This is a genomic window from Brevundimonas sp. (genome assembly GCF_013823285.1).
In the GTDB taxonomy this organism is placed as follows: domain Bacteria; phylum Pseudomonadota; class Alphaproteobacteria; order Caulobacterales; family Caulobacteraceae; genus Brevundimonas.
Map to the genome: position 1 here is coordinate 1 of NZ_PNLV01000001.1, position 24588 is coordinate 24588.

Genomic DNA, 24588 nt, shown 5'->3' on the forward strand with positions numbered 1-24588 from the left:
GGACGCCGGGATCGACCCGGCCCGGGTCAGTCCCCACGTCCTGCGCCACGCCTTCGCCACCCACCTGCTGGAAGGCGGCGCGGACCTGCGCATCGTCCAGACCCTGCTGGGCCACGCCGACATCGCCACCACCCAGATCTACACCCACGTGGCCACCGACCGCCTGACCCAGGTCATGACCAGCAAGCACCCCTTGGCGAAGGGGGATTAGGCGCGCATATTTCCGTCATGGCCCAGTCCTTCTACGTCAAGGCGATATGGGACGCCGAGGCAGGCGTCTGGTGCAGCGAGTCCAACATTCTGGGCCTCGTGCTTGAGACCGCGACCCTGTCCGAATTCGAATCCCTGGCCCGCCACTTCGCGCCCGAGCTTCTGGCGGAGAACATGGGCGTGCAGGGTCCCGTACCGATCCGGTTCGAAGCGGAAGGCGGCTTTGACGTCGTCGCCGCCTGAGTGTGCGTTGTCGCCTGGCTTGGCCAGTCGATGATGGCGCCCTGACCGGAGCGCCAACATGCCCAAGGACTTCTACCCTGAACTGAGCCGTCTGCTCCGGGAGGCCGGATGGGGCCCCGTCTCCGGCGGCAAGGGCAGCCATGAGAAGTGGCGACACCCCGATCAGGCGCACGCCCTGCTGGTTCCGCGCTCCAAGAGCCGACATACCGCCAACGGCATTCTCAAGCAGGCGGGCTTGCCCAAGACCTTCTGAACCCGTGCTTGCCCGCGCGCGTTGACGGCTCTAGGTTCCGCCGCTTCCCGATCAGCCGCCCACCGGACATCCATGGCCGCCCGTCACTACCTCGATTTTGAAAAGCCGATCGCCGAGCTTGAAGCCAAGATCGAGGAGCTGAGCCTGCTGTCCGAATCCGCCGGCTCGTTCGAGACCGAGGTGGCCGGACTGCGGAAAAAGGCGGAGCAACTCCGCAAGAAGACCTACGCCGAGCTGGACCCGTGGCGGAAGACCCAGGTGGCGCGCCACCCCCAACGCCCGCATCTGGGCGACTATCTGGCGGGCCTGTTCACCGACTTCACCGAACTGCACGGCGACCGCAAATTCAGCGACGATCAGGCCATCATCGGCGGTCTCGGCCGCTTCCGGGGCCAGGCCTGCGTGGTCATGGGCCACGAAAAAGGTCACGACACCGCCAGCCGCCTGACCCACAATTTCGGCATGGCCCGGCCCGAGGGCTACCGCAAGGCGGTGCGCCTGATGGACATGGCCGAACAGTTCGGCCTGCCGGTGCTCACCTTCGTAGACACCGCCGGGGCCTATCCCGGGCTGGGCGCAGAGGAGCGCGGCCAGGCCGAGGCCATCGCCCGCTCCACCGAGCGGGGCCTGACCCTGGGCACGCCCATGATCGCCACGGTCACCGGCGAGGGCGGATCGGGCGGCGCCATTGCGCTGGCGGCCGCCAACCGGGTCCTGATGCTGGAGCACTCCATCTATTCGGTGATCTCGCCCGAGGGCGCGGCCTCCATCCTGTGGCGCGACGGCGCACGGGCGAAGGACGCGGCCGCGGCCATGAAGATCACCGGCCCGGACCTGATCGACCTCAAGATCGTCGACCGCCTGATCCCCGAACCCCTGGGCGGCGCCCATGCCGATCCCGCAGCCGCCATCCAGACGGTGGGCGACGTGCTCGAGGAAGAGTTGAAGGCGCTGACGGCGATGACGCCCGACGCGCTGAAAGCCCAGCGCGCCGAGCGCTTCTACGCCATCGGCAGGTTCTAGGCGGCGTCCACCAGGACGATTTCCGCGTCGCCCAACGCCTTCACCGTGATGACGTCTTCATCGGTGATGGCCGCGCCGTCGCGGGCGTTCAGACGGACGCCGTTGACCTCCACCTCGCCCTTGGCCGGAACCAGATAGCCGCGCCGGGCCGCCCCCAGCGGATAGTCGGCGCTCTCGCCCGCCTTCAGGGTCGCGCCCACCACCCGCGCATCGGTGCGGATCGGCAGGGCGTCGGCGTCATCGTCGAAACCGGAAGCCAGCACCACGAACTGGCCGGCGCGGTCGCCCTTGGGGAACGGCTTGGCGCCCCAGGCGGGCTTTTCGCCCTGACGGGTGGGCAGAATCCAGATCTGGAAGATCCGGGTGGTCTCCGGCTCCGCATTGTACTCGGCGTGACGGATGCCGGTGCCCGCGCTCATCACCTGGACGTCGCCGGCCTCGGTGCGGCCCTTGTTGCCCAGGCTGTCCTCGTGGGTGATGGCGCCGTCGCGGACATAGGTGATGATCTCCATATCGGCGTGCGGGTGGGGCGGAAAGCCCGAGCCCGCCGCGATCTCGTCGTCGTTCCAGACGCGCAGGTTGCCCCACTGCACCCGGTTCGGGTCGAAATAGCTGGCGAACGAGAAATGGTGTTTGGCCTTGAGCCAGCCGTGGTCGGCGCCGCCCAGGCTGTCGAACGGTCTGCGCTCGATCATGATGGTCTCCCTCCAGGGGTGGATGTTGACGCTCAGATAGGCGCGGCGGACGCGAGGGAAAGTCCTAACTGGCACACATATTGTTACTGATCAGCGTCAGGCCTGGCACCGTCGTTTCAAGGCGTCCCGCTACAAAAGCAATCTAGCCCGTCACCTGCCCGAAGTCGGCCACCCGGCCCATGACGTCGCGCACCTGGCCCAGCAGCTTGAGCCGGTTGTCCCGCTCCGCCGCCACGTCCGAGTTCACCATCACCTTGTCGAAGAAGGCGTCCACCGGCGCCCGCAGCTTGCTCAGCGCCGTCATGGCCGCGGCGAAGTCCTCGGTCTCCAGCGCCGCATCCACCGCCGTCCGGGCCGCGCCCACGGCGAAGGCCAGCGCCGTCTCTTCCTCCGGCTGGCTCGGCAGGCCGGTCTGGACCATGCCCGTGGGCACATCCCCCTTCTTGGCCTCGGCCTTCAGGATGTTGGACGCCCGCTTGTACCCCGCCAGCAGATTGGCCCCGTCGTCCGTGGCGAGGAAAGCGCCGAGCGCCTCGACGCGGCGCACGATGCGGACGAGGTCGTCGTCGCCCAACGCGAAGACGGCGTCCACCAGATCGTGCCGCTGCCCCTGATCGCGCAGGAGCACCTTCAGGCGGTCAGCGAAGAAGGCGAGGAGGTCTCGTGCGGTCGTCTGGGCCGATAAGATAGTTTCTGGCCGTTCCGCGCTCTTGAAGAAATCTGGACTGTTAATGACCATCAGCCGCTCACTGGCCATGTCGGGTCTGATCCAATCGGCAACCACAAGCACGTCAGCGTCGGACGGGAAGGACCAGATATCGAAGCGCCAGTCCTCGTCGCCCTGCTCATCAATGTAGGGGCCGTGATAGTCCTCCCAGAACTCGGGATAGATTAGGTAGTCTTCAGTAGGGTGCCGCTGGAGAAGGCGCATCATAAGGCTGTCGCGCCAGTATGTTCGCGGCTGCGCCTTTTCAACGACGGCTTTTAGACGAAGGCGTGCCCCACTCTCCAGCACCAGCCGGATAACCCCCAGCGCCGCCCGGCGCAGGGCGAACGGGTCCTTGGATCCCGTGGGCTTCTCGTTGATGGCGAAGAAGCCGACCAGGGTGTCCAGCTTGTCGGCCAGCGCCACCGCCACCGTCAGCGGCGCGGTCGGAACCGTGTCCCCCGGCCCCTGCGGCTTGTAGTGGTCGCGAATGGCGTCGGCGATGGCGTCGCCATGCTCGGCCCGAGCGTAATAGCCGCCCATGACGCCCTGCAGCTCGGGGAACTCGCCCACCATGCCGCTGGCCAGATCGGCCTTGGCCAGGCGCGCGGCCTGTTCGGCCTGATCCGGGTCAGCGCCCACCAGCGGCGCGATCTCGCGGGCCAGGGCGGCGATGCGGTCGACCCGCTCGGCCAGGGTGCCCAGCTTCGCATGGAAGGTGACGCCCTTCAGCTTCCCCAGCCAGGCGTCGAAGCCCACCTTGCGGTCCTCGTCCCAGAAGAAGCGGGCGTCGTTCAGGCGGGCCGACAGCACGCGGGAATTGCCCGCCGCCAGCGCCTTGCCCCCGTCGGTCGCCTCCACATTGGCCACCACCACGAAGTGGGGCGCCAGACCATCCTTTGCCGGGTCGCGGACCGCGAAATATTTCTGGTGCACCTTCATGGACAGGCGCACCACCTCGGGCGGCAGGTCCAGGAACTGAGGGTCCATGTCGCCCAGGATCGGCGTCGGCCATTCGGCCAGCCCCGCCACCTCGTCCAGCAGACCGTCGTCATCCACCAGCGCCAGACCCTTGGCCGCGCACACGGCCTTGGCCTGCTCCAGAATGCGCAGCTTGCGGTCCGCCACGTCCAGCATGACGAAATTGTCCTGCAGCTGGCGGCGATAGTCGGCGAAGTCGCGGATCTTCAGACCCCGGCCCGTCCCCAGGAACCGGTGCCCCTCGGTGATGTCATGAGCCTCGATGCCGTCGATGGCGAACGGGACCACCTTGCCGTCGAACAGGCACAGGATGCGCTTGATGGGCCGCACCCAGCGCAGGGTCCCCGACCCCCACCGCATGGACTTGGGCCAGGGGAAGGCGCGCACCACCGCATCCACCGTCTCGGCCACCACCTCGGTGGTCGCCCGGCCGCTCTCCTGAACGCGGGCGTAGAGCACCCCGTCGCGCTCCTCCAGCTGCTCGCGGGTCAGGCCGGTTTTCCTCAGAAAGCCCTCCAGCGCCTGCGGCGGCGCCGAGGCCTTGGGGCCCTTCAGCTCCTCGTCCCGGTCCGGCGTCGCCGTCGGCAGGCCCTCGATCACCAGCGTCAGCCGGCGCGGCCCGGCGAAGGTCGTCAGCGCGTCCCACGACAGCCCCTCGGCCTTCAGCCGGTCACTCACCAGCCGTTCCAGATCCCGCGCGCCCCCCGCCTGCATCCGCGCAGGGATTTCCTCGGAGAAGATTTCAAGAAGAAGCTGGGGCATCAGGCGGTCTTCCGCTCTTGTTCGACGTAAGCGACAGCGCACGCCTTGCACAGGTCCCGGATGCGGCCGATGTAGCTCTGCCGTTCGGCCACGGCGATGGCGCCGCGGGCGTCCATCAGGTTGAACAGGTGGCTGGCCTTCAGCACCTGGTCATAGGCGGGCAGCACCAGCGCCTGCCCCTGCGGCCCGGTCATGGCCAGGAAGCGTGTCACCTCCGCCACCATGTCCTCGAACCGGCGCTTCAGCCCGTCTACGTCATAGCCGTGGAAATTGGCCTCCGACTGCTGGCGCTCGTTCTCCAGAAACACCTCGCCATAGGTGACGCCGTCGTTGTTGAAGCGCAGGTCATAGACGTTGTCGACGCCCTGCACATACATGGCCAGTCGCTCCAGCCCGTAGGTCAGCTCGCCCGACACCACGTCCACCTCGATGCCGCCGACGCCCTGGAAATAGGTGAACTGCGTCACCTCCATCCCGTCGCACCAGACCTCCCAGCCCAGCCCCCAGGCGCCCACCGTGGGGTTCTCCCAGTCGTCCTCCACGAAGCGGATGTCGTGCAGCTTCGGATCGATCCCGATCCGCTTCAGGCTCTCCAGATACAGATCCTGCAGATCGTCCGGATTCGGCTTCAGAATAACTTGGTACTGGTAATAATGCTGGAGCCGGTTGGGATTTTCGCCATAGCGGCCGTCGCCGGGGCGGCGGCTGGGCTGGACGTAGGCGGCCTTCCACGGGCGCGGGCCCAGGGCGCGCAGCACCGTGGCCGGGTGCAGGGTGCCGGCGCCCACCTCGATGTCGTAGGGCTGCAGGATCGCGCAGCCCTTCTCGCTCCAGTAGGCGTGCAGGGTCAGGATCAGATCCTGGAAACTCAGCGGTTCAGTCGTCCTGGAAGACAAGGCCGTATCCGGATTTGCGGGCATTTCGCGGGCGCGAAAAAAGACGGCGGACCATAGGGCCCGCCGCCTTGTGCATCAATGCCGGATGCCGGGGATCAGACGCCCGGGGGCATGGGGTCCATGAGGTCCATGAGGTCATCCTCTGCCGCGTCCGGCGCCGGATCGATCGGCGGCGGCGGAACAGTGCTGTCGGCCGGGGGCTCCAGGGGATCGGCCATGGGCGTGTCCACAGGATCAGCGGGCGTCGGGTTCAGCGGATCCGGCGTCGGCGCATCCATGTCGGTGGGCGCATACATCGGCTCGACCGGCATGGCCGGATCAGGGCGCGGGGCCATGGGGTCCGCATCGTCTGTTTCGGTCTCCATGGAGTCCTCGCCCGCGGGCGGCGCGGCGTCGGGCTCGCTCCAACCCTCGTCCTGGACCGTGTCATAGGGCACGGCGTTCTCGCCGGGCGTTTCGGCGGCGTCGTCCGCCGGGGGCGGCGTCACGGATTGATCCTGAGCCATAGCTGCCGGGGCCATCAACAGAGCCGCCGCCGCGCCGGCCGTCATAAGGCGCATGCGAAACATTGGTCGTCCTCTCCAGTATAGCCGCCTGGGCGAGGCCCGGACGGCGCGGTTCCCGACTTCTTGAGAAGACAATCCGGGAGCAGGGCTCTCTGTTCCCCGAAAGGCTGGGGTCATTTCGGGGCAAAGCGCGACTTCAGGTGAGGCGACAGGATGCCGCCCACCAGTCCGGACGGGCTTGCGACAGGGCGTCAGCGGCCGATCGCGCAGCCTCCGCCGTTTCGAACAGGGCAAAGACCGTGGCCCCGGATCCAGTGACCCGCGCCAGAAGGGTCCCCGGCGCCGAAGCCGCCACTTCCAGCGCCGTTCCGATCAGGGGCGTGAGCCCGATGGCGGGCGTCTCCAGATCGTTGCGCGTCCTCTCGAGCCAGTCCACCAGTTCGGCGGTCGAGGCGAGCCCGGCAGACATGTCCGGCGCGTCCGCCGCCGGGCGGGGCGCTTCGTCATAGGCCCGGTAGACCGCGCCCGTGGGCGACGGCACGCCCGGGTTCAACAACACGGCGTGGATATCCGGCAGGGATGGCGCAGGGCTCAGGACCTCTCCCCTGCCCCGGGCGATCACGGGCCGGGCGGCCAGACACATAGCCATGTCGGCGCCCAGCGGCTCGGCGATCCGCGTCAAAGCGGTGTCATCCAGATCGAGACCCAGCACATCCCGGGCCGCCTTCATGGCCGTCGCCGCGTCCGACGACCCGCCGCCGAGACCCGCTGCAACCGGCAGGCGCTTGTCGAGCTGCACATGAACCGGCAGGCGGTCCCGCCCCACGGCGTTCGCCATGGCGTCCAGCCCGGTCTCGATCAGGTTCGGTCCGCCATTGATGCGCGCCGCGAAGGGACCGGCGGTCTTAAACCGAAAGGTGTCGGCACGCGTCACCGACACCCGATCGCCCACATCGGCGAACACCGCCAGGCTGACCAGCGGGTGATAGCCGTCAGCGCCGGGCGGTCCCACGTGCAGAAACAGGTTCACCTTGGCCGGGGCCAGCCTCCAGGCTGGTTCGCCGGGGGTCACGGATTAACGGGGTCGGCGACCTGACCGTTGTCGGCGCGGGCGACGGCGCTGACGGACTGAACGGCGCCGAGCCCGCGCTCCAGCTTGGCCTCGACCTGGGCGCGCAGATCCGGCTCCGGGGCCAGACTCAGCGCCCGGCTCCACTGGAATTCGGCCTCGCGCCGACGGCCCACCTGCCAGTAGGCGTCGCCCAGATGGTCATTGATGACCGCGTTGCCCGGCTCCAGCGACACGGCCAACTCGAGGGTCTCGACCGCCGCCTCGAACTGGCCCTGACGATACTGGGCCCAGCCCAGCGAGTCCTGGATGTGCCCCGAGTCCGGTTCAGCCGCCACGGCCCGGGCGATCATCTCGGCGCCCTGATGCACCCTCTGGCCGCTGTCGACCCACATGTAACCCAGGTAGTTCAGCACCTCGGCGTTATCCGGTTCGTCCTGCAGGGCGGCCCACAGCTCAGCCTCGGCCTCCTCGAAACGGCCCAGGGATTCATAGACGGCCCCGCGAGTGAAGCGCACCTGCCAGGATTGCTCGCCGGTGTTCAGCGCCGGGCCGTTCAGCAGCTCCAGCGCCTCCTGATACCGCTCCTGCGACGTCAGTAACCCAGCAAGACCATAGACCGCCTGCGGGTCTTCCGGGGCCGCGCTCAGGGCTTCACGGGCATGGATCAGTGCGTCCTCGTCCCGGTCATCCTCCTGGTAGCTCCAGGCCATTTGCTGACGGGCCGCCGCATACAGGATCGGTTCGTCCCTGCCGATTTCGGCGAAGGTCGCCCGGGCGGCGGTGGTCAGGCCGGCATCCTGAAGCGTCTGGCCCAGCAGGAGACGGGTCTGGTCGTTCGCATCCAGCCCCAGAGCCAGGCGCAGATAGACGGCGGCGAACTCATTGTTCTGTTCGGCGAGAGCGGCCGCGGCCGCAGCCCCGAGACCCAGGGCCGCGCCTTCGCGCAGGGTGGGGGCCGGGATGGGGCGGGCGCGCGAGGCGGCCCTGTCCCGGGCCAGACGGGTGGTCAGGTCGGTGGCGCCGGCTTCGATGGCGGCGTCGAACACGGCCACGGCCTCGTCCCGCCGCCCGCGCCGCTCCAGGAACTCTCCATAGGCGGTGCGGAAAAGCGGCGCGGTCGGCGCGGCCCCCGCCAGCTCGCTCAGGATCGATTCGGCTGCCGCATAGTCCCGGCGCTGCTCCAGCAACAGGGCCCGGTGATAACGGGCGAACAGGCGCGCCAGAGGGTCGGCGCCTGCCGGCGGCTCAGCCAGGGCGCGGTCCCAGTCCCCGGCTGCGGCGGCGATCCAGGGCTGCACGAACAGCCCGGCGCGGGCATGGGGGAAGCCAATGGGCTGCTGCGTCAGCACGGCGTTTGCCTGTCGGGCGTCGCCGGCCCCGTAAGCGCGCACCACGGAGACCAGCCGCCCCGCCTCGGCCACGGTGGAGCTGACACCTTCGCCGCTGGGCGACAGTCGCGCGGCCACATCAAGGTCACCGGCGAGCAGAGCCGAGGTGAAGGCCTGATCCCTCAGACGCGTCTGATCCGGTTCGGCTGCCTGGGCAGCCGCCAGATAGTCGGCGCCTGTGCTGCTTTCGCCCAGGGCCATGGCGTTTCGCCCGGCCAGGAACAGGCCGTAGCTGGAGCGGCCCCGCGCATCCACCGGCACGTCGCTGAAGTCGACGAAACGAACCGGCCCCGCCACCTGCAGCGGTTCGGCCACGGCGGGCGTGGCGGCGGCGATCAGGGCGGCGAGCGCCGCGGCGGTCAGGGTGCGCGTCATGGTGCGAGGATCGCCTTACATATTGGGATAATTGGGGCCGCCGCCGCCTTCAGGCGTGGTCCAGACGATATTCTGCGACGGGTCCTTGATGTCGCAGGTTTTGCAGTGGACGCAGTTCTGGGCGTTGATGACGAAACGCGGATCTGTGCGGTTCGTCTCGTCCGCATACACCACCTCATAGACGCCTGCGGGACAATAAAGCCGTGCGGGCTCTCCATATTCGGGCAGATTGACCCGGATAGGGATGGAGGGGTCCTTCAGCCGCAGGTGGGCGGGCTGCTCCTCGGCATGGTTGGTGTTGGAGATGAACACCGACGACAGCTTGTCGAAGCTCAGTTTCCCGTCCGGCCTAGGATAGACGATCGGCTTGTAATCCTTAGCCTTGCCGGTGGATTCGGCGTCCGTCTTACCGTGCTTGACCGTGCCCCAGGGCGACCAGCCCCTGAACAGGGAGGTGATCTGCATGTCGATGCCGCCCAGCAGTGTGCCCAACGTGGCGCCGTATTTAGACAGAAGCGGCTTCACGTTGCGGACGAGCCTGAGCTCCTTCGCGATATCCGAAGCCTCATAGGCGGCCTGATACTCCACCAGTTCGTCGCCAGACCGGCCCGCGGCGATGGCTTCAAAGGCAGCGTCGGCGGCCAGAATCCCTGACCGCACCGCATTGTGGCTGCCCTTGATGCGCGGCACGTTCACGAAGCCGGCCGAACAGCCCACCAGCACACCGCCGGGAAAGGCCAGCTTCGGCACGGACTGATAACCGCCCTCGGTGATGGCCCGCGCGCCGTAGGAAATGCGCTCGCCCCCCTCCAGATGCTCGGCGATGGCCGGATGGGTCTTGAAGCGCTGGAACTCGTCGAAGGGCGACAGGAAAGGGTTCTTGTAGTTCAGGTGCACCACGAAGCCGACGGCCACATAGCGATCGCCGAAGTGATAGAGGAACGAGCCGCCGCCGGTCTTGTCATCCAGCGGCCATCCCAAGGTGTGCTGGGCCAGACCGGGCTGGTGCTTCTCGGCCGGAACCTGCCACAGTTCCTTCAGACCGATACCGAACTTCTGGGGCTCGGCCTCGTCGCACAGATTGTGGCGGGCCATGATGGTCTTGGCTAGCGAGCCGCGCACGCCTTCGCCAATGAAGACATACTTGCCGTGCAGCGCGATGCCAGGCTGATAATCGTCGGTCTTCCTGCCCTCGCGATCAATGCCGAACACGCCGGCCACCACGCCCTTCACCCGGCCAGAGGGCTCGTCCCAGACCACATGGCTGGCGGCCATGCCGGGATAGACCTCGACCCCCAGCGCCTCGGCCTGTTCGGCCAGCCAGCGGGTCAGATTGGCCAGAGAGCCGATGTAGCAGCCGTGGTTCTTCATGTATTTCGGCTGGGGCAGCCAGGTGATGTCGACGTCGCCCTGTGGGCCCAGAACGAGAAATTTGTCCTTCGTCACCGGCGTGTCCAGGGGCGCGCCACGCTCCTTCCAGTCGGGGAACAGCTGACTGAGGCCCGAGGGATCGATCACCGCGCCCGACAGGATATGGGCGCCGACCTCCGAGCCCTTTTCCAGCACGGCCACGCTCAGCTCGCGCCCTTCCTTCTCCGCACGCTGCTTCAGGCGGATGGCCGAGGCCAGGCCCGCCGGTCCGGCGCCGACGATGACCACGTCATATTCCATGACCTCGCGCTCGGCGTCTGCGCCCAGCCCGCCGCCGATGGCCGCTTCCTCAGCTTTGTTTTTCGCGCCGCCTTCGACGATATCCTCAGCCATGTTCCCCTGAATCCTCGTTTCTTATGGGTTTGAACCACTATCCGAAGGTGACGTGACGGTGGTCAAGGACTATCCCTGTCCTTGAACCATGAACGTGCTCAACCCGGAAATCGCTGCGACCGAAAGCCTGCTCGCCTTCTGGCGGGATGCGGGCGTCGATGCGTGCTTCGAGGAGGCGCCCGTTGATCGCACCTTCCTGCCCGCCCCGCTCGAACAGAAGGCGACGCTGAAAGCCGTTGCTTCGGTCTCGATCCCGACGGATTTCGGCGGCGCGGTCAGCGAGGCGCGCCGTCTGGCGGCTGAGACCGCCGATCTGGACGCCCTGAAGGAGGCCATCGCCGCCTTCACCGGCTGCCCCCTGCGCGACATGGGGGCCAGCCAGGCCGTGTTCGCCCGGGGCGATCCCAAGGCGCCCATACTGGTTATCGGCGAAGGCCCCGGCGCGGACGAGGACGCACAAGGGGCGCCCTTCGTGGGCCGGGCGGGCAAGCTGCTGGACCGGATGCTCGACGCCGCGGGCCTCCTGGACAAGGTGTTCATCACCAACACGGTGTTCTGGCGTCCGCCCGGCAACCGCACCCCGACGCCGCAGGAGCAGATGGTCTGCGCTCCCTTCGTGGAGCGGGCCTTCGCCCTGATCCAGCCGAAGGCCGTGCTTCTGCTGGGGGCGGCGGCGGCCAAATCGGTGCTGAAGACCGACGAGGGCATCATGAAAATGCGCGGCCAGTGGCGCGAATGGCGCCTCAACGAAGGCGGCGTGGCGGCCCCTGTCTTGCCGACCCTGCACCCGGCGTTCCTTCTGCGCCAGCCCATGGCCAAGCGCATGGCCTGGGCCGACGTGCTGGACCTGGCGGCGAAACTGGAGACGCCGGATTAACCCTTTCGCCTTGAAGCGGCCCCACCACGCTGGCACGAAAGCGGCCTGACGACTGACCGTGTGCGTAGGGGGCGACCTGAATCGAGACAGGTCGAGCCATTCCGGAGGGGCCGCCATGAAGCGGACAAGCCGTCGCGTCCTTGGCGCGCTGACATTCATCGCCGCGCTTGCTGGCGCGGGCGCGGGCATGGCCCAGGTGCCCCGTGCCCTGAGCGATTCGGACCGCCTGTCGTACACCACCGCCTTCGACGCCCTGCGCAGGGGCCAACTGGACGCCGCCCGCGAGATGGCGCGCGACATTCAGGATCGGGTGCTCCTGGGCCAACTGGAGTTCGAACGGCTGTTCCACGCCAACCACTCCGCCACCTATGAGGAGCTCTCGGCGTGGTTGGAGTCCTATGCCGACCTGTCGCCTGCACCCCGCGTCTACGCCCTCGCCCTGCGCAGACGCCCGGACGGCGCCCCCGAGCCCCGGCGTCCGGGCGTAATGGCTTCCTTGCGCAACTGGGCGAGCATTCAGGCGGCGGGGGGTGAGGCTGTCGGGCAGGACATTTTCACGCCACCGGGCCCGCGCGAGGCGCGCATCGCCCTCAACGCCGACGACCTGCCCCGCGCCTATGAGCTGGGGATCGCCCTCGGCGATCACTGGACGGCCGGTCTGGCCGCCTGGCGCATGGGCCGCTTAGCCGAAGCCTTCTCCGAGTTCGAGATCGTGGCCCTGGACCCTCTGGAGGATCCGTGGGTCCGTTCCGGCGGCGCCTTCTGGGCCAGCCGAGCGGCCTATGCGTCGGGACGGCAGGACCGGGTGCAGGAGTATCTGCGTCTGGCCGGTCGCTGGCCCGCCACGTTCTACGGTCAGATCGCCCTTCGGCAATTGGGTGAAGACCCGGTGATCGAGAATCTGGGCCCCCAACCCTACATGGCGGTGATCGCGGCTGCGGACCGTGCGCCCGAGCCCATGGCGGTCGAGGCGGACGCCCTGGCGGCTTTCGTGGCCTCCAACGACCAGGCTCGGCGCGCCGTGGCCTTCCATGAACTGGGCCGACCCGAGGAAGCCCAGACGGAACTGAGAAACGGCCTGCGCCGGGCGTCGGATGACGACCGAACCCTCTGGGCCGCATTGGCGCGGGGACTGGCGCCCCGGCGGGGGCTGTCCTCCGCCGCCCGCATCGACGCCAACGCCTATCCCATGCCGGTGCTGGAGCCCGAGGGCGGCTTCACCATCGAACGGGCGCTGGTCTACGCGATCGCGCGCAAGGAAAGCGGCTTCGAGCCCCAGGCCCGCAGCTCGGTGGGCGCCTACGGCATCATGCAGGTCATGCCGACCACCGCCGCCGAACTAGCCGGCGATCCCGGCTTCGTGCGTGATCCCCAGCGTCTGTGGAATCCGGCGGTGAATCTGCGGCTGGGCCAAGCCTACATCGCACGCATGCTGAGCATGGGCGCGTTCCAGGGGGATCTTCTGCGGGCGGTCGCCTCCTACAACGCAGGTCCCGGCCCAATGCTGGGCGCCCTGCGCCGGCTTGGACCGAATCCGGACCCCCTGCTGCTGATCGAGACCATCGACGTGCCCCAGGCCCGCGCCTATGTGGAAGACGTTGTGGCCACCTACTGGATTTATCAGCGCATGATGGGCCGGCCGCTGAACACGCTCGACGCAGTCGCATCCGGCGCGACGCATATCCCGCTGGCGCTGGACCATGTCCCCTCCCAGCCCGGCGGGGCTCTCGATTCCGGCTTGTCCTCAGAGACCCGCTGACGGCGGCTCACCCGTCACGTTCAATCAGCTTTGCAGAACGATAACGGCGTGTAGTATCGCCGTTGTCTGAAGAGCGCGCGCCGTGCGCGTGGGGCTGATTATCTGGGGTTCAACATGAAAAACCTTCTTGGCGTAGCTGTTGCCGCGCTGCTCGTCGCCGGGCCCGTCGCGGCTCAGGATTACTCCGCCAACCCGCATGCGGGCACGGTCCGCCTGTCGGCCGGCTTCACGCCGGATCCGTACAACGTCAACGTAACAGCCGGCGGCACCATCCGCGCCAGCGAGCGCTTCTCGGGCTGCTACGGCTACATTTCGCACGCGCCCGACGTGCGTCTGCACTGGTCGGGCGGCGGCAATCTGCCGCTGATCATATCCGCCTCGTCCTCGCGCGACACCACCTTGGTGGTGAACGCCCCGAACGGCCGCTGGTACTGCGACGATGACAGCGGCGAGGGCACCAACCCCTCCCTGCGCTTCGGCAGCCCCATGAGCGGCCAGTACGACATCTGGGTCGGCAGCTACGGCGGCGACTATGTGTCGGCGACCCTGTCAATTTCGGAACTCTACAGCAACTGATCCGCGTCCGCGCAGCAGAGAGGCCCGGCACCGAAAGGCGCCGGGCCTTTTTGATTCTGAATGAGGGGTGAATGCGGCGTTCGTGTTAAAGCCAAGCTTCCATTAGTAAGCTTCGCCTTGTCCTCCAAACGGACATTCCTTCAAATCGCTTGAGGTTCTTACATGAAAAAAATTCTTGGTCTGGCGGCGGTGGCCGTGCTCGTTTCCGCCCCGGCCGTCGCGCAGGATTTCTCCCGGTCGCCCAGCTTCGGCACGGTCAACCTGTCGGCCGGCTTCACCCCGGATCCCCGCACGGTGGAGGTCGTGGCGGGCGGCACGATCGACGCCAGCCGCACCGCGTCCGGATGCAACGGGCGCATCGCCAATGCGCCGGATGTGCGGGTGAACTGGAACGGGGGCGGCAGCCTGCCCCTCATTTTCAGAACGCGCTCCAGCAGTGACACCACCTTAGTCATCAACGGCCCCGACGGCCGCTGGCATTGCGACGATGACAGCGGCGGCAGCCTGAACGCCCGCGTGATCTTCCGGAACGCGCCCACCGGCCAGTACGATGTCTGGATCGGCACCTTCGGCGATCAAACGGCGCCTGCCACACTGGTGATCACCGAGATTCAGTAGGCTTCGGGAAAGGCCCGGCGCTGCGCCGGGCCTTTCTTGTTTTCCAACGGTTCTGGCCATCGCATCTTGATGACCGGGAGGGCCTGTCGCCAGGACACCGCGTCGGGAACGCGGTGTAACAAGGGGAACGACTATGAAGAGCTTATGGGGGGCGGCGGCGCTCACACTGCTGTTGACGGGGCATGCGGTTGCGCAGGCATGGCCAGACCCAAATCTGAGGCCGCTCCATGGCGATATCCATCTGAGCGGCGGGTTCCTGCCCGATCCGCATGATCTGCGGGTCAATACGGGCGGGCCGATCCGGGTCAGAAATTTCCAGTCCGGTTGTTCGGGTTATGTCACCGAAGCGCCGACCGTAAGCGTGCACTGGTCGAGCGGAAGCGGCGCCCTGCCTCTCATCTTCACCACCGCCAATTCAGACCGGGATCCCACCATACTGGTGCGCGATCCCGCCGGGGCCTGGCACTGCGACGACGACGGCGGCGCCGGGCTTAATCCCCTGTTCGAGGCGCGGAACGCGCGGACAGGCCGATATGATGTCTGGATCGGAACGTTCTCGGACGCCCGGGGCGTCGCCACCTTCCGGGTCACAGAGCTGAACAACGACGATGTCGGCTCGCAGTCCTCCTCCTCCGGGCAGGTGACGCCAACCGCTCGCGCCGTGGTGACAGGCCGTCCTCCGAACTATCATCTTTCGCCCCGCTTCGGGGTTATCAACCTGGCCGCCGGCTTCGTGCCGGATCCGCATACTCTCAATGTGACTGCGGGCGGAAACATCACAGCGGGCGACATCAGTTCCAGCTGCCGCGGCTTCATCAGCGATGCGCCCACGGCCCGGCTGGAGTGGAGGGCCGGCTCGGGAGGCCTGCCGCTCCTTATCTCAGCCCGCTCGGACGGGGACACCACCCTTGTGGTGCGGGCCCCCGAGGGCTCGTGGTACTGCAACGATGACGGCGCAGGCGGCTTGGATCCCCTGTTCGCGTCCACTGCAGCCCAGTCGGGGCGGTATGACATCTGGGTGGGACGCTATTCCCAGGGCACGGTCAGCGCGGCTCTCAGCATTTCCGAATTGATCGGCAACGTCAGTACGGCCCATCGATCCATCGACGACATGAGCGACGATGAGTACTGCGAATATGTGAACTGGGAGGACCCGGACTGCTGGTAAGTCGCGACGTCTGAACAAGATGAACGTTGAAAACCCGGCCATGAGCCGGGTTTTCTTATGCTCTGAATGTTCTTGATTTGTTCCATCTCCTCGCTACGATGCCGCCATGTCGTCCACCAGCGTCACCAAGGGCAGAGGGGCCAGGTCCAATGCATCCGGTCGATACGAGACCCTTCGCGAGGAAGACTTCGATGACGGCTGGACCGGAGAGGACGCGGCGGCCCCGCCCTTACGAACCACCCTCGCCCCGGAGCGGGCCAGAAAGATCATCACGCGAAACGACAGCCCTGACGTGGGCTTCGACCGATCCATCAATCCTTATCGAGGTTGCGAACATGGCTGCATCTACTGCTACGCCCGTCCGGCCCATGCCTGGATGGGCCTATCCCCGGGCCTGGATTTCGAGAGCAAGCTCTTCTTCAAGCCCGAAGGCCCGCGTCTGCTGGAACAGGAGCTCTGCGCCCGGCGGTATGTCTGCAAACCCATCCACATAGGCGGCAACACCGATCCCTATCAGCCGGTGGAGCGCGAGCACCGCGTGACGCGCGGGCTGATCGAGGTGCTGGCGCGGTTCAATCACCCATTCAGCATCATCACCAAGTCGGCCCTGATCGTGCGGGACGCGGACATCATGGGGCCGATGGCGGAAAAGGGGCTGGTCAGCGCTACGGTGTCCATCACCACTCTGGATCGCAAACTGGCTCGCGCCATGGAGCCGCGTGCGGCGACGCCCGCGAAGCGGCTGGAGGCCGTATCTCGCCTGGCGGACGTGGGGGTGCCCGTGACAGTGGGGTTCGCGCCTGTCATCCCCGGCCTCAACGACCATGAGCTGGAAGCGGTGCTGGAGGCGGCGAAGAAGGCTGGAGCGACCGGCGCCATGTATGTCACCCTGCGCCTGCCGCTGGAGATCAAATCCCTTTTCCAGGAGTGGCTGGCCGAGGCGCGGCCGGACCGGGCGAAGCGGGTCATGTCGCTGGTGCGCCAGACGCGCGGCGGCCGCGATTATGACCCGGACTGGGGTCAGCGCATGAAGGGGACCGGGCCTGTGGCCGAACTGATCGCCGCGCGGTTCCGGGCGGCGGTGAAGCGGTATCATCTGGACAGGCCGCGCCGGGCGCTTGACGTCAGCCAGTTCCGCGTGCCGCCCGAAGCGCGCAGCCAGCTGGACCTGTTCGACCTGGCCGGCTGACCCGGCTCAAGCGCCGGCGACCGCAGCCTGCACCTTCAGCGCCTGGACCGTCTCGCGCACGTCGTGGACCCGGACCATGGCCGCACCGCGTCTGGCGCCTTCCAGCGCCAGGGCAATGGAGCCGCCCATCCGGTCCATGGGATCAGTCGCGGTCGTATCGACCACTTGAATGGTCCGCTTGCGGCTGGCGGCGTAGAGGACGGGAAAGCCCAGCGCTGTCAGTTGATCCAGATGCGCCGTCAGGGCCAGGTTATGCGCCGCCGTCTTGCCGAAACCGATGCCCGGATCGAGCCAGATCCGTTCCCGCGCGACCCCCGCCGCCATCGCCGCTTCGGCGCGCGCGGCCAGCCAGTCGCGCACCTCCGCCACCACGTCGGCGTACCGGGGATCGGCCTGCATGGTGCGCGGCTCCCCATTCATGTGCATGAGGATGACGTCACAGCCCAGTTCGGCCGCCAGGACGGCGCTTTCTGGCCGATGCGTCAGCGCTGTGACATCGTTCCAGATGGTCGCGCCCGCGGCCACCGCGGCGCGGGCTACGTCCGGTTTCATGGTGTCGATGCTGATGACCGCATCGGGCCGCTCGGCGCGGATGGCCTCGACCACCGGCACGACGCGGACGATCTCCTCGAGCCCATTGACAGGATCGGCGCCGGGACGGGTGCTTTCGCCGCCGATATCCAGCACGTCGGCGCCCTGGTCCAGCAAGGCCAGCGCATGATCCACGGCGGCCGCGACGGTCTCATGACGGCCCCCGTCGGAAAAGCTGTCCGGCGTCACATTGACGATACCCATGACGCGCAGCCGCCCATGCAAGGGGGTGGTCGCGCGCGCGCCGAACACGACATCTCCGAGGCGGGCAAGCCAGCTCCATTCGCTCATGACCTGTCTCCGATCAGGGCGCCGATGGCCTCCACATAGGACTGGAAGGCATCACGCCCGGCGGCGGTGATGCGCACGCGTGTCAGGGGTTTCTTGTTCACAAAGCTCTTGTCGATGGCGATGTATCCCGCCTCCTCCAGCTTTTTCAGATGGATGGACAGATTGCCCTGGGTGGCTTCCAGCGCGGTCTTGAGCTCGGTGAAGTCGGCCACCTCGGCGTCAGCCAGATAAACCATGATCCCCAGCCGGATGCGACCGTGGATGATCTCGTCGATGCGTCCGAGATCGGGCAGCCCCATGGATCAGCCCGCCGCCCGCGCGCGCAGGGCTCCGCTCAGCATGATCCAGCCGGGCGCGGCGAACAGCAGGAACAGGGCCGCCGTGGAGACATAGAGGTAAAGCAGCGGCTCGCGGACAAGCAGGCCCAGCGCGATCGCCGTGACCCAGCCGCCCAGACAGGTCGCCAGCATCCAGGCCTTCTTGCGCAGGCTCCACGCCACGAACCACGCCGCCGCCTGGATGGCGAAGACCATGGCCGGATAGTAGAGCCAGACGGCGAAATCCTGATCCCGCATGGCCCCGGCGCCGAACACCACGATCACCGCCAGATTGACCATGCCCGTGGCGCTGAAGGCCGCGTTCAGGGTGCGCGTCACTACGGGGCCGGGGCGCGGCTGTCTCCGGTCCTTTCGCCAGGCCCAGATCAGCACGGCGATCATGGCGACGGTTATGCCGATGATGAAAGCCAGGGTCGGTGCGGGCGGCCACAGAATCCAGCCCCATGACTGGCCGATGTGAAACAGACACTGCACCCCGTACAGCAGGCCGCCCGCCAGATAGGCGACGCCCATGGTGAAATGCCCTTGTGGCCCGCCGCCCGTAATGACGGAACGGAGGTAAGCCAGATCGTCTTCAGCGGATGAGGTCCGGGGCGCGGGCATGGGAGCGATTCCTGTGGCGGCCAGAGGGTGGGGTGAACGAGCGGACATGGCTTGGCAAGTCATTCAGCGGGCGCGGATGGGGCGACAGGGGCGGCCGGACGCCGCCACGGCACACGGCGGCCGTTCAGCCAGCGGCCCATGAAGCTGTGGCGGATCAGCAGCTCGTAGGTGAACACCGAGACGACCGTGACCCCGGCGATGACAGCGGCCAGCTTGGCGAACCATGGCCAGTCCAGACCGAGCATCAGAACCTGCCCCGCCATCACCAGCGGCAGGTGGACGATGTAGATCCAGTAGGAGGCGTCGGCCAGGTAACGGCGCACGCCGCTGACGCCCGAGGCGAAGCGCAGGGCCAGGGCCATGGCGGCCAGGGCGCTCGCATAGACGGCGAAGGCGTAGAGCGCGGCCATGCCGGCCTTGATCTGGGGATCGGCCAACGGGACCATGCTCGGCGTCTCGCCGCCGCTGAGCATGAAGGCGGCGGTTCCGGCCCCCAAAGCCATGACGGTGAAAGGCGCCCAGAGGTTCCTGACGCCGTTCAGCAGGTCACGACGTCGATCAATCAGGGCCCCGAAGCCGAAGGCGACGCCGAACGCGGTCAGGGCGGCGGGGTTGGGGACCAGTCCGTGATCGGGCGTGGGGATGCCGAAGAAGGAAATCCAGTTGGGCGTCAGGTAGAGGGCGACAGCCAGGGGCGCGGCCAGCACCACGGGGGTCCAGAACCCGATCAGGGCGCCGGTCAGGCGATCCACCCCCCTGCCCCAACCGCCGTTACGATCAAGGACCGCGAAGGGCGCGCGCAGGAGCAGCAGGGCCGCGTAGAGGATCAGCAGCACCCACAGGAACCACAGGTGAGTCAGGGGAAAGGTCTGGACAGTGAGAGGCGGCGGGGGCGGCCCCTCGGGCATGGTCCCGCCGTTGTTGATCACAGCCACCCAGATCAACACCGCGATGATGGCCGCGAGCGTTGGAGCCCAGAACGCCGCCAGCGGACCGGCGATGCGGATCAGTCGGTTCCTGAGGAAACCGCCGACGCCCCTGCGCCCGATCATCATGTGGGCGAACAGCCCGGCGATCAGGAAGAAGGCGGTCATGCGGAAAAGATGGATGCCGAAGAACATCGCTCCGGCGACGGGCGACGTCTGGCCATCCGCCACCACCCACATGGGCATGGGCGTATAAGCCATGGCCGCGTGCAGCACGACGCCGAGCAGGAGGGCGAAACCCCTGAGGGCGTCAAGACCGTGCAGGCGGTCTATGGGTTCGGGTGACAGGACGGTCATGGCGGTCTCCGCTGAGGATGAGCGCACAGATGACATAGACTTGTCTGTTTTTCAAACTTGTTTTCTCTAGTGGATGTTTCTTTTGGGCGCGGAAGGTGTGGGCAAGAGTTTCCAGCCGACCTTGGGACGCGCTAGACGGGGCCCGCATACAAGGGAGACCCGCCATGGCCGAGACCTACGAAACCCTGCTGATTGAGCGGCACGACGACGGCTATGCGGTCGTAACGCTGAACCGGCCCGGGGCGCTGAACGCCCTGAACAGCCAGGTCTTCGCCGATCTGACGGCCTTTCTGGACAGCGTCGAGCGCGACGACGCGGTGCGCTGCATCGTCCTGACCGGCTCGGAAAAGGCCTTTGCGGCCGGCGCCGACATCAAGGAGATGGCGGACCAGTCCTACGCCCAGATGTTCACCGACAATTTCTTCGCCGCCGGGCACGACCGCATCACCCGGTTCAGAAAGCCGATCATCGCGGCGGTGTCCGGCTATGCCCTCGGCGGCGGCTGCGAGCTGGCCATGCTGTGCGATTTCATCATCGCCTCGGAGACGGCGAAGTTCGGCCAGCCGGAGATCAATCTGGGCGTGGCGCCGGGCATCGGCGGCTCCCAGCGCCTGACCCGGCTTGTGGGCAAGTCCAGGGCCATGGACATGATGCTGACCGCCCGCATGATGGACGCCGCCGAGGCGGAGCGCGCCGGGCTCGTCAGCCGCGTCGTGCCGGGCGAGCGCCTGCTGGACGAGGCGCGGGAGGCGGCAGCGAAGATCGCGGCCCACAGCCCCCTGGCGGTCATGGCCAACAAGGAGATGGTCAATGTGGCCCTTGAGAGCACCCTGACCGAGGGGGTGCGCTTCGAGCGTCGGCTGTTCCACAGCCTGTTCGCCTTCGAGGACCAGAAGGAAGGCATGGCCGCCTTCGTCGGCAAGCGGAAGCCCGATTTCAAAGGGCGCTGAGTCCAGAGTCGCGTTGACCCCCACGCAGCCATCGGCTATAGGCCCGCCCTCTTGAGATTTCCGCGCCGTGGGGACGTGCTCCGCGGCGCTTTACGTTAAGGTTTGACGAATGGCCAACAACCCCGGCGCCAAGAAGGCGATCCGCAAGATCGCCGCCCGGACTGAAGTGAACACGGCGCGCCGCAGCCGCGTGCGCACCTTCCTGAAGAAGTTCGACACCGCCGTCGCCGGCGGTGACGTCGAGGCCGCCCGGACGGCTTTCCTCGACGCCCAGTCGGAACTGATGCGGGCGGTGTCAAAGGGCGTGTTCCACAAGAACACCGGCGCCCGCAAGGTGTCGCGCCTGCACGCCCAGCTGAAGAAGCTGGCCGCAGCCTGAATCACGGCCCGTCACAGGGCCGTCACAGTAAATATTCAAGCATTTCAACGCCGAAGGTGGGTTCCCTCCTTCGGCGTTTTGCCGTGTGCGGCTAAGTTGCAATAAAAAATTCCGCACCCGCCGGTGCTGCGGATCATCCGTTTCTCCAAGCGGGCGAGGCGCTTAGCGGAGTCAAACAATTTATCCGCATCCGGGTCCGCGAATCAGCGTTGACGGCGCCCTCGCTGGGCGTAAGTTTTGGGGCCTAACGCACTTCCATCCCGACACGGATGAAGACGGCGCGGGACCCTGTTCCACGTCGGCGGTAGAAGTCCGTCTGCGAGGCCGACCCCACCGCCGGAACCCCTGTTCCGGCGGCCAGGAGAAGTCGTCCCGGAGATCAGGCGGGCTTTGTGGCTGGTGAACTGAAAGAGGTGGGCAACCCATGGCGGGCAGCGCGGCGGAACAGAGACTGACGGATCCGGAACGGATCTGGGACCAAGCGGCGACGCGTCTGCGCGCCGAGATCGGCGAGGGTCCGTTCAGCTCGTACATCGCGCCGTCGGCGGTTCGGGCCGACGCCTCGGGCCGGCTGGTGCTGGTGACGCCCACCGCCTATGCGCGGGACTGGGTTCGCAGAAACGCCCTGCGTCGCATGAATGAGCTGTGGCTAGGCCTGGACGGCCTGTCACGCCATCTGGACGTGCGGTGCCGGGCCGAATTCGGCTCGCCCGCGCCGACCGTCTCCGGCCCGGCGTCCCAGACGCAGCCCCCTGCGGCGCAACCCCGCGCCACGGTGGGCCCGGTCACCGACGGCCCCCGCGCCGTGCGCGCCGCCGGACTGCAGGACCGCCTGACCTTCGACGCTTTCGTGGAAGGTCCCGGAAACGCCTTCGCCCTGGCCATCGCCAAACAGACCGCCAGCTGGGCCGAGGGCCATTTCAATCCCGTGTTCCTGTGCGGCCCCTACGGCCACGGCAAGACCCACCTGCTGAACGCCATCGCCTGGGAGGCGCAGCGCCTGCGCCCCAACGCCAAGGTCATCTACCTGACCGCCGAGCGTTTCCTGTCCACCTTCGTGCGCGCCGTGCAGGACCGCCAGACGGCGGCCTTCAAGGAAAGCCTGCGCTCGGCCGACATGCTGCTGCTGGACGATGTCCAGTTCGTGGGCGGCAAGAGCTCGACCCAGGAAGAACTGCTGAACACCCTGACCGCCCTGATCGAGGACGGAAAGCGCGTGGTCATGGCCGGCGACAAGCCGCCCACGGCCATGACCGACATCGAGCCGCGCCTGCGCTCGCACCTGGCCGCGGGCCTGACCTGTCCGGTCGAACCCGCCGACCGCATGGTCAAGCTGGCGGTGGCCAGAAAGCGGTTTGAGGCCCTGGGCCGCCTGGGCCTGGTGTCCGGCGAGGCGCGTCCCGAGGTTCTGGAGCAGCTGGTGGACCGGACGCCCGGGTCGGTGCGCGAACTGGAGGGCGCGGTGAACACCCTGGCCGCCTCCGCCGGGCAGCGTCTGGCCGAGCTGACGGCGGACGAGGCCTCGGTGCTGCTGGGCGCCGCCCTGCGCGGCGGACCCGAGCGCCGCATCACCGTGGACGAAATCCAGAAGACGGTGGCCGAGCACTTCAACCTGAAGCAGGCGGACCTGCTGAGCGAACGGCGTACACGCATCATCGCCCGACCCCGCCAGATCGCCATGTACCTGTGCAAACAGCTGACCACGCGCAGCTATCCGGACATCGGCCGACGCTTCGGAGGGCGGGACCACACCACGGTCCTGCACGGGGTGCGCCGCATCGAGGAGATGATGCCCGCAGACGACCAGATCGCCCGCGATGTGGAGACCCTGACCCGCAAGCTGCGGGGATAAGCACCGCCGGTCTGTGGAGCGCCCGTTTCCCCTGTTGAAGCGGGCGCGCAAGCCGCTAATGTCCAAGGCCCACAATTGCAGCGGCGACGGTTGAGTCGTCGTCATCCGGGCGAGACCACATGCAGCTGACGATCGAACGCGCGGCGCTCCTGAAGGCCCTTGGCCACGTGCAGAGCGTCGTCGAACGACGCAACACCATCCCGATCCTGTCCAATGTCCTGCTTTCGGCGGGCCGGGACCGGTTGAGCTTCGCGGCCACCGACCTGGACATGGAGATGGTGGATGAGGCCGAGGCCATGGTGCACACCGAGGGCCAGATCACGGCCCCGGCCCACACCCTGTACGAAATTGTCCGCAAACTGCCGGAAGGCGCCGAGGTGTCGCTGCTGTACTCCGGCGACGATCCCCGTCTGGTGGTCCAGGCCGGCCGGTCCAAGTTCAACCTGCCGGTGCTGCCGGCCGGGGACTTCCCGGTCATGTCCGCCGACAGCGCGGGGGCCCGGTTCAGCCTGCTCAAGGAAGATCTGGTTCGGCTGATCGACAAGACCCGCTTCGCCGTCTCCACCGAGGAGACCCGCTATTATCTGAACGGCCTCTATCTGCACACGGTGTCCGAGGGCGGACAGGCGCTGCTGCGCGCCGTCGCCACCGACGGCCACCGCCTGGCCCTGGCCGAGACCCCCGCCCCGGAAGGCGCAGCGGGCGGCCCTGGCGTGATCGTTCCGCGCAAGACCATCGATCAGGTGCGCCGCCTGCTGGACGACGGCTCCGGCCCGGTAGAGGTGCAGGTCAGCGCCCAGAAGATCCGTTTCGAGTTTGGCCAGGCCAGCCTGACCTCCAAGGTCATCGACGGCTCGTTCCCCGACTATCTGCGGGTCATCCCCAAGGGCAACGACAAGCGCGCCGACATCGACAACGCCGTGTTCGCCCAGGCCGTGGACCGGGTCTCCACCATCTCGGCGGAGAAGAGCCGCTCGGTGAAGCTGGGTCTGGACACCGACCGGGTCACCCTGACCGTGCGCAACATGGAGGCCGGACAGGGCGTGGAAGAGGTGGAGATCGGCTACACCGACGAGCCCTTCGAGATCGGCTTCAACGCCCGCTATCTGCTGGACGTGGCCGGCCAGATCGAGGGCGAGACCGCCACCTACATGTTCGCCGACCCGGCCAGCCCGACCCTGGTGCTCGACCCGGGCGACCCGGGCGTGCAGTACGTGCTGATGCCGCTGAGGGTGTGATG

General features: G+C 67.4%; 25 protein-coding genes. 14 read left to right on the forward strand and 11 right to left on the reverse strand.

The genetic code is table 11. The annotated features are described in order from the left end of the window. The 4 genes from C0461_RS00005 to C0461_RS00020 all read left to right on the forward strand — a co-directional run. Positions 1-211: tyrosine-type recombinase/integrase (locus tag C0461_RS00005; RefSeq protein WP_292102385.1), on the forward strand; the 211-nt coding region annotated here is incomplete at its 5' end. 17 nt (positions 212-228) lie between these two features. Next, a complete protein-coding gene (locus C0461_RS00010; protein WP_292102387.1) occupies positions 229-453 on the forward strand; it encodes a DUF1902 domain-containing protein in 225 nt (74 codons plus the stop codon). A 58-nt stretch (positions 454-511) separates the two neighbouring features. Next, the gene (locus tag C0461_RS00015) at positions 512-706 is read left to right on the forward strand and encodes a type II toxin-antitoxin system HicA family toxin (RefSeq protein WP_292102389.1); all 195 of its coding nucleotides are present in this window, start codon (positions 512-514) and stop codon (positions 704-706) included. Between the two features lie 72 nt (positions 707-778). After that, positions 779-1729 carry an acetyl-CoA carboxylase carboxyltransferase subunit alpha gene (locus C0461_RS00020; RefSeq protein WP_292102391.1) on the forward strand — a complete coding sequence of 317 codons (951 nt, stop codon included), beginning with the start codon at positions 779-781 and terminating at the stop codon, positions 1727-1729. Here the strand turns inward: C0461_RS00020 and C0461_RS00025 are convergent. The 7 genes from C0461_RS00025 to C0461_RS00055 form a co-directional block, all read right to left on the reverse strand. Next, positions 1726-2424, reverse strand: coding sequence for a pirin family protein (locus C0461_RS00025; RefSeq protein WP_292102394.1), 699 nt, complete (start codon positions 2422-2424; stop codon positions 1726-1728). The genes C0461_RS00020 and C0461_RS00025 overlap by 4 nt on opposite strands. A gap of 142 nt (positions 2425-2566) precedes the next feature. After that, entirely contained in the window at positions 2567-4873 is a 2307-nt protein-coding gene (gene glyS, locus C0461_RS00030) for a glycine--tRNA ligase subunit beta (RefSeq protein ID WP_292102396.1), read from the reverse strand. Further along, positions 4873-5769, reverse strand: coding sequence for a glycine--tRNA ligase subunit alpha (locus C0461_RS00035; RefSeq protein ID WP_292102398.1), 897 nt, complete (start codon positions 5767-5769; stop codon positions 4873-4875). Before C0461_RS00035 ends, glyS begins: the two co-directional genes overlap by 1 nt. A gap of 95 nt (positions 5770-5864) precedes the next feature. Continuing rightward, the gene (locus C0461_RS00040) at positions 5865-6257 is read right to left on the reverse strand and encodes a hypothetical protein (RefSeq protein ID WP_292102400.1); all 393 of its coding nucleotides are present in this window, start codon (positions 6255-6257) and stop codon (positions 5865-5867) included. Between the two features lie 214 nt (positions 6258-6471). Continuing rightward, the gene (locus C0461_RS00045; protein WP_363377269.1) at positions 6472-7320 is read right to left on the reverse strand and encodes a 4-(cytidine 5'-diphospho)-2-C-methyl-D-erythritol kinase; all 849 of its coding nucleotides are present in this window, start codon (positions 7318-7320) and stop codon (positions 6472-6474) included. A gap of 23 nt (positions 7321-7343) precedes the next feature. Beyond that, positions 7344-9110, reverse strand: a complete 1767-nt coding sequence (locus tag C0461_RS00050; protein ID WP_292102404.1) for a tetratricopeptide repeat protein — start codon at positions 9108-9110, stop codon at positions 7344-7346. 15 nt (positions 9111-9125) lie between these two features. Then, entirely contained in the window at positions 9126-10808 is a 1683-nt protein-coding gene (locus tag C0461_RS00055) for an electron transfer flavoprotein-ubiquinone oxidoreductase (protein ID WP_292102725.1), read from the reverse strand. A 154-nt stretch (positions 10809-10962) separates the two neighbouring features. Here C0461_RS00055 and C0461_RS00060 point away from each other — a divergent pair, with 154 nt between their 5' ends. The 6 genes from C0461_RS00060 to C0461_RS00085 all read left to right on the forward strand — a co-directional run bounded on the left by C0461_RS00060 (position 10963) and on the right by C0461_RS00085 (position 17061). Further along, positions 10963-11751, forward strand: a complete 789-nt coding sequence (locus tag C0461_RS00060; RefSeq protein ID WP_292102405.1) for a uracil-DNA glycosylase — start codon at positions 10963-10965, stop codon at positions 11749-11751. Positions 11752-11866: 115 nt separating this feature from the next. Then, positions 11867-13510 carry a lytic transglycosylase domain-containing protein gene (locus C0461_RS00065; RefSeq protein ID WP_292102407.1) on the forward strand — a complete coding sequence of 548 codons (1644 nt, stop codon included), beginning with the start codon at positions 11867-11869 and terminating at the stop codon, positions 13508-13510. 114 nt (positions 13511-13624) lie between these two features. Continuing rightward, positions 13625-14086 carry a peptidase S1 gene (locus C0461_RS00070; RefSeq protein WP_292102409.1) on the forward strand — a complete coding sequence of 154 codons (462 nt, stop codon included), beginning with the start codon at positions 13625-13627 and terminating at the stop codon, positions 14084-14086. Positions 14087-14248: 162 nt separating this feature from the next. Next, positions 14249-14704 (forward strand): peptidase S1, encoded by a 456-nt coding sequence (locus C0461_RS00075; RefSeq protein WP_292102411.1) that lies wholly within the window; start codon positions 14249-14251, stop codon positions 14702-14704. A 133-nt stretch (positions 14705-14837) separates the two neighbouring features. Continuing rightward, entirely contained in the window at positions 14838-15872 is a 1035-nt protein-coding gene (locus C0461_RS00080) for a hypothetical protein (RefSeq protein WP_292102413.1), read from the forward strand. 106 nt (positions 15873-15978) lie between these two features. After that, positions 15979-17061 (forward strand): PA0069 family radical SAM protein, encoded by a 1083-nt coding sequence (locus C0461_RS00085; protein ID WP_292102415.1) that lies wholly within the window; start codon positions 15979-15981, stop codon positions 17059-17061. A 6-nt stretch (positions 17062-17067) separates the two neighbouring features. On the opposite strand, the gene folP is transcribed toward C0461_RS00085, so the two are convergent. The 4 genes from folP to C0461_RS00105 form a co-directional block, all read right to left on the reverse strand. After that, positions 17068-17856 (reverse strand): dihydropteroate synthase, encoded by a 789-nt coding sequence (gene folP, locus C0461_RS00090; RefSeq protein WP_292102726.1) that lies wholly within the window; start codon positions 17854-17856, stop codon positions 17068-17070. A gap of 83 nt (positions 17857-17939) precedes the next feature. Next, complete coding sequence (locus C0461_RS00095; protein ID WP_292102418.1) at positions 17940-18242, reverse strand: transcriptional regulator; 303 nt, start codon at positions 18240-18242, stop codon at positions 17940-17942. A 3-nt stretch (positions 18243-18245) separates the two neighbouring features. Further along, positions 18246-18884, reverse strand: a complete 639-nt coding sequence (locus C0461_RS00100; RefSeq protein ID WP_292102420.1) for a hypothetical protein — start codon at positions 18882-18884, stop codon at positions 18246-18248. A gap of 59 nt (positions 18885-18943) precedes the next feature. Next, complete coding sequence (locus C0461_RS00105; protein WP_292102424.1) at positions 18944-20167, reverse strand: acyltransferase family protein; 1224 nt, start codon at positions 20165-20167, stop codon at positions 18944-18946. Positions 20168-20331: 164 nt separating this feature from the next. Here C0461_RS00105 and C0461_RS00110 point away from each other — a divergent pair, with 164 nt between their 5' ends. The 4 genes from C0461_RS00110 (at position 20332) to dnaN (ending at position 24586) form a co-directional block, all read left to right on the forward strand. Continuing rightward, positions 20332-21117 (forward strand): enoyl-CoA hydratase, encoded by a 786-nt coding sequence (locus C0461_RS00110; protein ID WP_292102426.1) that lies wholly within the window; start codon positions 20332-20334, stop codon positions 21115-21117. A 109-nt stretch (positions 21118-21226) separates the two neighbouring features. Beyond that, positions 21227-21496, forward strand: coding sequence for a 30S ribosomal protein S20 (gene rpsT, locus C0461_RS00115; RefSeq protein ID WP_292102429.1), 270 nt, complete (start codon positions 21227-21229; stop codon positions 21494-21496). A gap of 424 nt (positions 21497-21920) precedes the next feature. Further along, a complete protein-coding gene (dnaA, locus tag C0461_RS00120) occupies positions 21921-23348 on the forward strand; it encodes a chromosomal replication initiator protein DnaA (protein WP_292102432.1) in 1428 nt (475 codons plus the stop codon). Between the two features lie 119 nt (positions 23349-23467). Then, complete coding sequence (gene dnaN / locus C0461_RS00125) at positions 23468-24586, forward strand: DNA polymerase III subunit beta (protein ID WP_292102443.1); 1119 nt, start codon at positions 23468-23470, stop codon at positions 24584-24586. Positions 24587-24588 lie beyond the last annotated feature (2 nt).

Coding starts and splice junctions, on each gene's coding strand:
- C0461_RS00010 (WP_292102387.1), top strand. CDS start 229: ATGGCCCAGTCCTTCTACGTCAAGGCGATATGGGACGCCGAGGCAGGC.
- C0461_RS00015 (WP_292102389.1), top strand. CDS start 512: ATGCCCAAGGACTTCTACCCTGAACTGAGCCGTCTGCTCCGGGAGGCC.
- C0461_RS00020 (WP_292102391.1), top strand. CDS start 779: ATGGCCGCCCGTCACTACCTCGATTTTGAAAAGCCGATCGCCGAGCTT.
- C0461_RS00025 (WP_292102394.1), bottom strand. CDS start 2,424: ATGATCGAGCGCAGACCGTTCGACAGCCTGGGCGGCGCCGACCACGGC.
- glyS (WP_292102396.1), bottom strand. CDS start 4,873: ATGCCCCAGCTTCTTCTTGAAATCTTCTCCGAGGAAATCCCTGCGCGG.
- C0461_RS00050 (WP_292102404.1), bottom strand. CDS start 9,110: ATGACGCGCACCCTGACCGCCGCGGCGCTCGCCGCCCTGATCGCCGCC.
- C0461_RS00060 (WP_292102405.1), top strand. CDS start 10,963: ATGAACGTGCTCAACCCGGAAATCGCTGCGACCGAAAGCCTGCTCGCC.
- C0461_RS00065 (WP_292102407.1), top strand. CDS start 11,867: ATGAAGCGGACAAGCCGTCGCGTCCTTGGCGCGCTGACATTCATCGCC.
- C0461_RS00070 (WP_292102409.1), top strand. CDS start 13,625: ATGAAAAACCTTCTTGGCGTAGCTGTTGCCGCGCTGCTCGTCGCCGGG.
- C0461_RS00075 (WP_292102411.1), top strand. CDS start 14,249: ATGAAAAAAATTCTTGGTCTGGCGGCGGTGGCCGTGCTCGTTTCCGCC.
- C0461_RS00080 (WP_292102413.1), top strand. CDS start 14,838: ATGAAGAGCTTATGGGGGGCGGCGGCGCTCACACTGCTGTTGACGGGG.
- C0461_RS00085 (WP_292102415.1), top strand. CDS start 15,979: ATGTCGTCCACCAGCGTCACCAAGGGCAGAGGGGCCAGGTCCAATGCA.
- folP (WP_292102726.1), bottom strand. CDS start 17,856: ATGGGTATCGTCAATGTGACGCCGGACAGCTTTTCCGACGGGGGCCGT.
- C0461_RS00095 (WP_292102418.1), bottom strand. CDS start 18,242: ATGGGGCTGCCCGATCTCGGACGCATCGACGAGATCATCCACGGTCGC.
- C0461_RS00100 (WP_292102420.1), bottom strand. CDS start 18,884: ATGCCCGCGCCCCGGACCTCATCCGCTGAAGACGATCTGGCTTACCTC.
- C0461_RS00105 (WP_292102424.1), bottom strand. CDS start 20,167: ATGACCGTCCTGTCACCCGAACCCATAGACCGCCTGCACGGTCTTGAC.
- C0461_RS00110 (WP_292102426.1), top strand. CDS start 20,332: ATGGCCGAGACCTACGAAACCCTGCTGATTGAGCGGCACGACGACGGC.
- rpsT (WP_292102429.1), top strand. CDS start 21,227: ATGGCCAACAACCCCGGCGCCAAGAAGGCGATCCGCAAGATCGCCGCC.
- dnaA (WP_292102432.1), top strand. CDS start 21,921: ATGGCGGGCAGCGCGGCGGAACAGAGACTGACGGATCCGGAACGGATC.
- dnaN (WP_292102443.1), top strand. CDS start 23,468: ATGCAGCTGACGATCGAACGCGCGGCGCTCCTGAAGGCCCTTGGCCAC.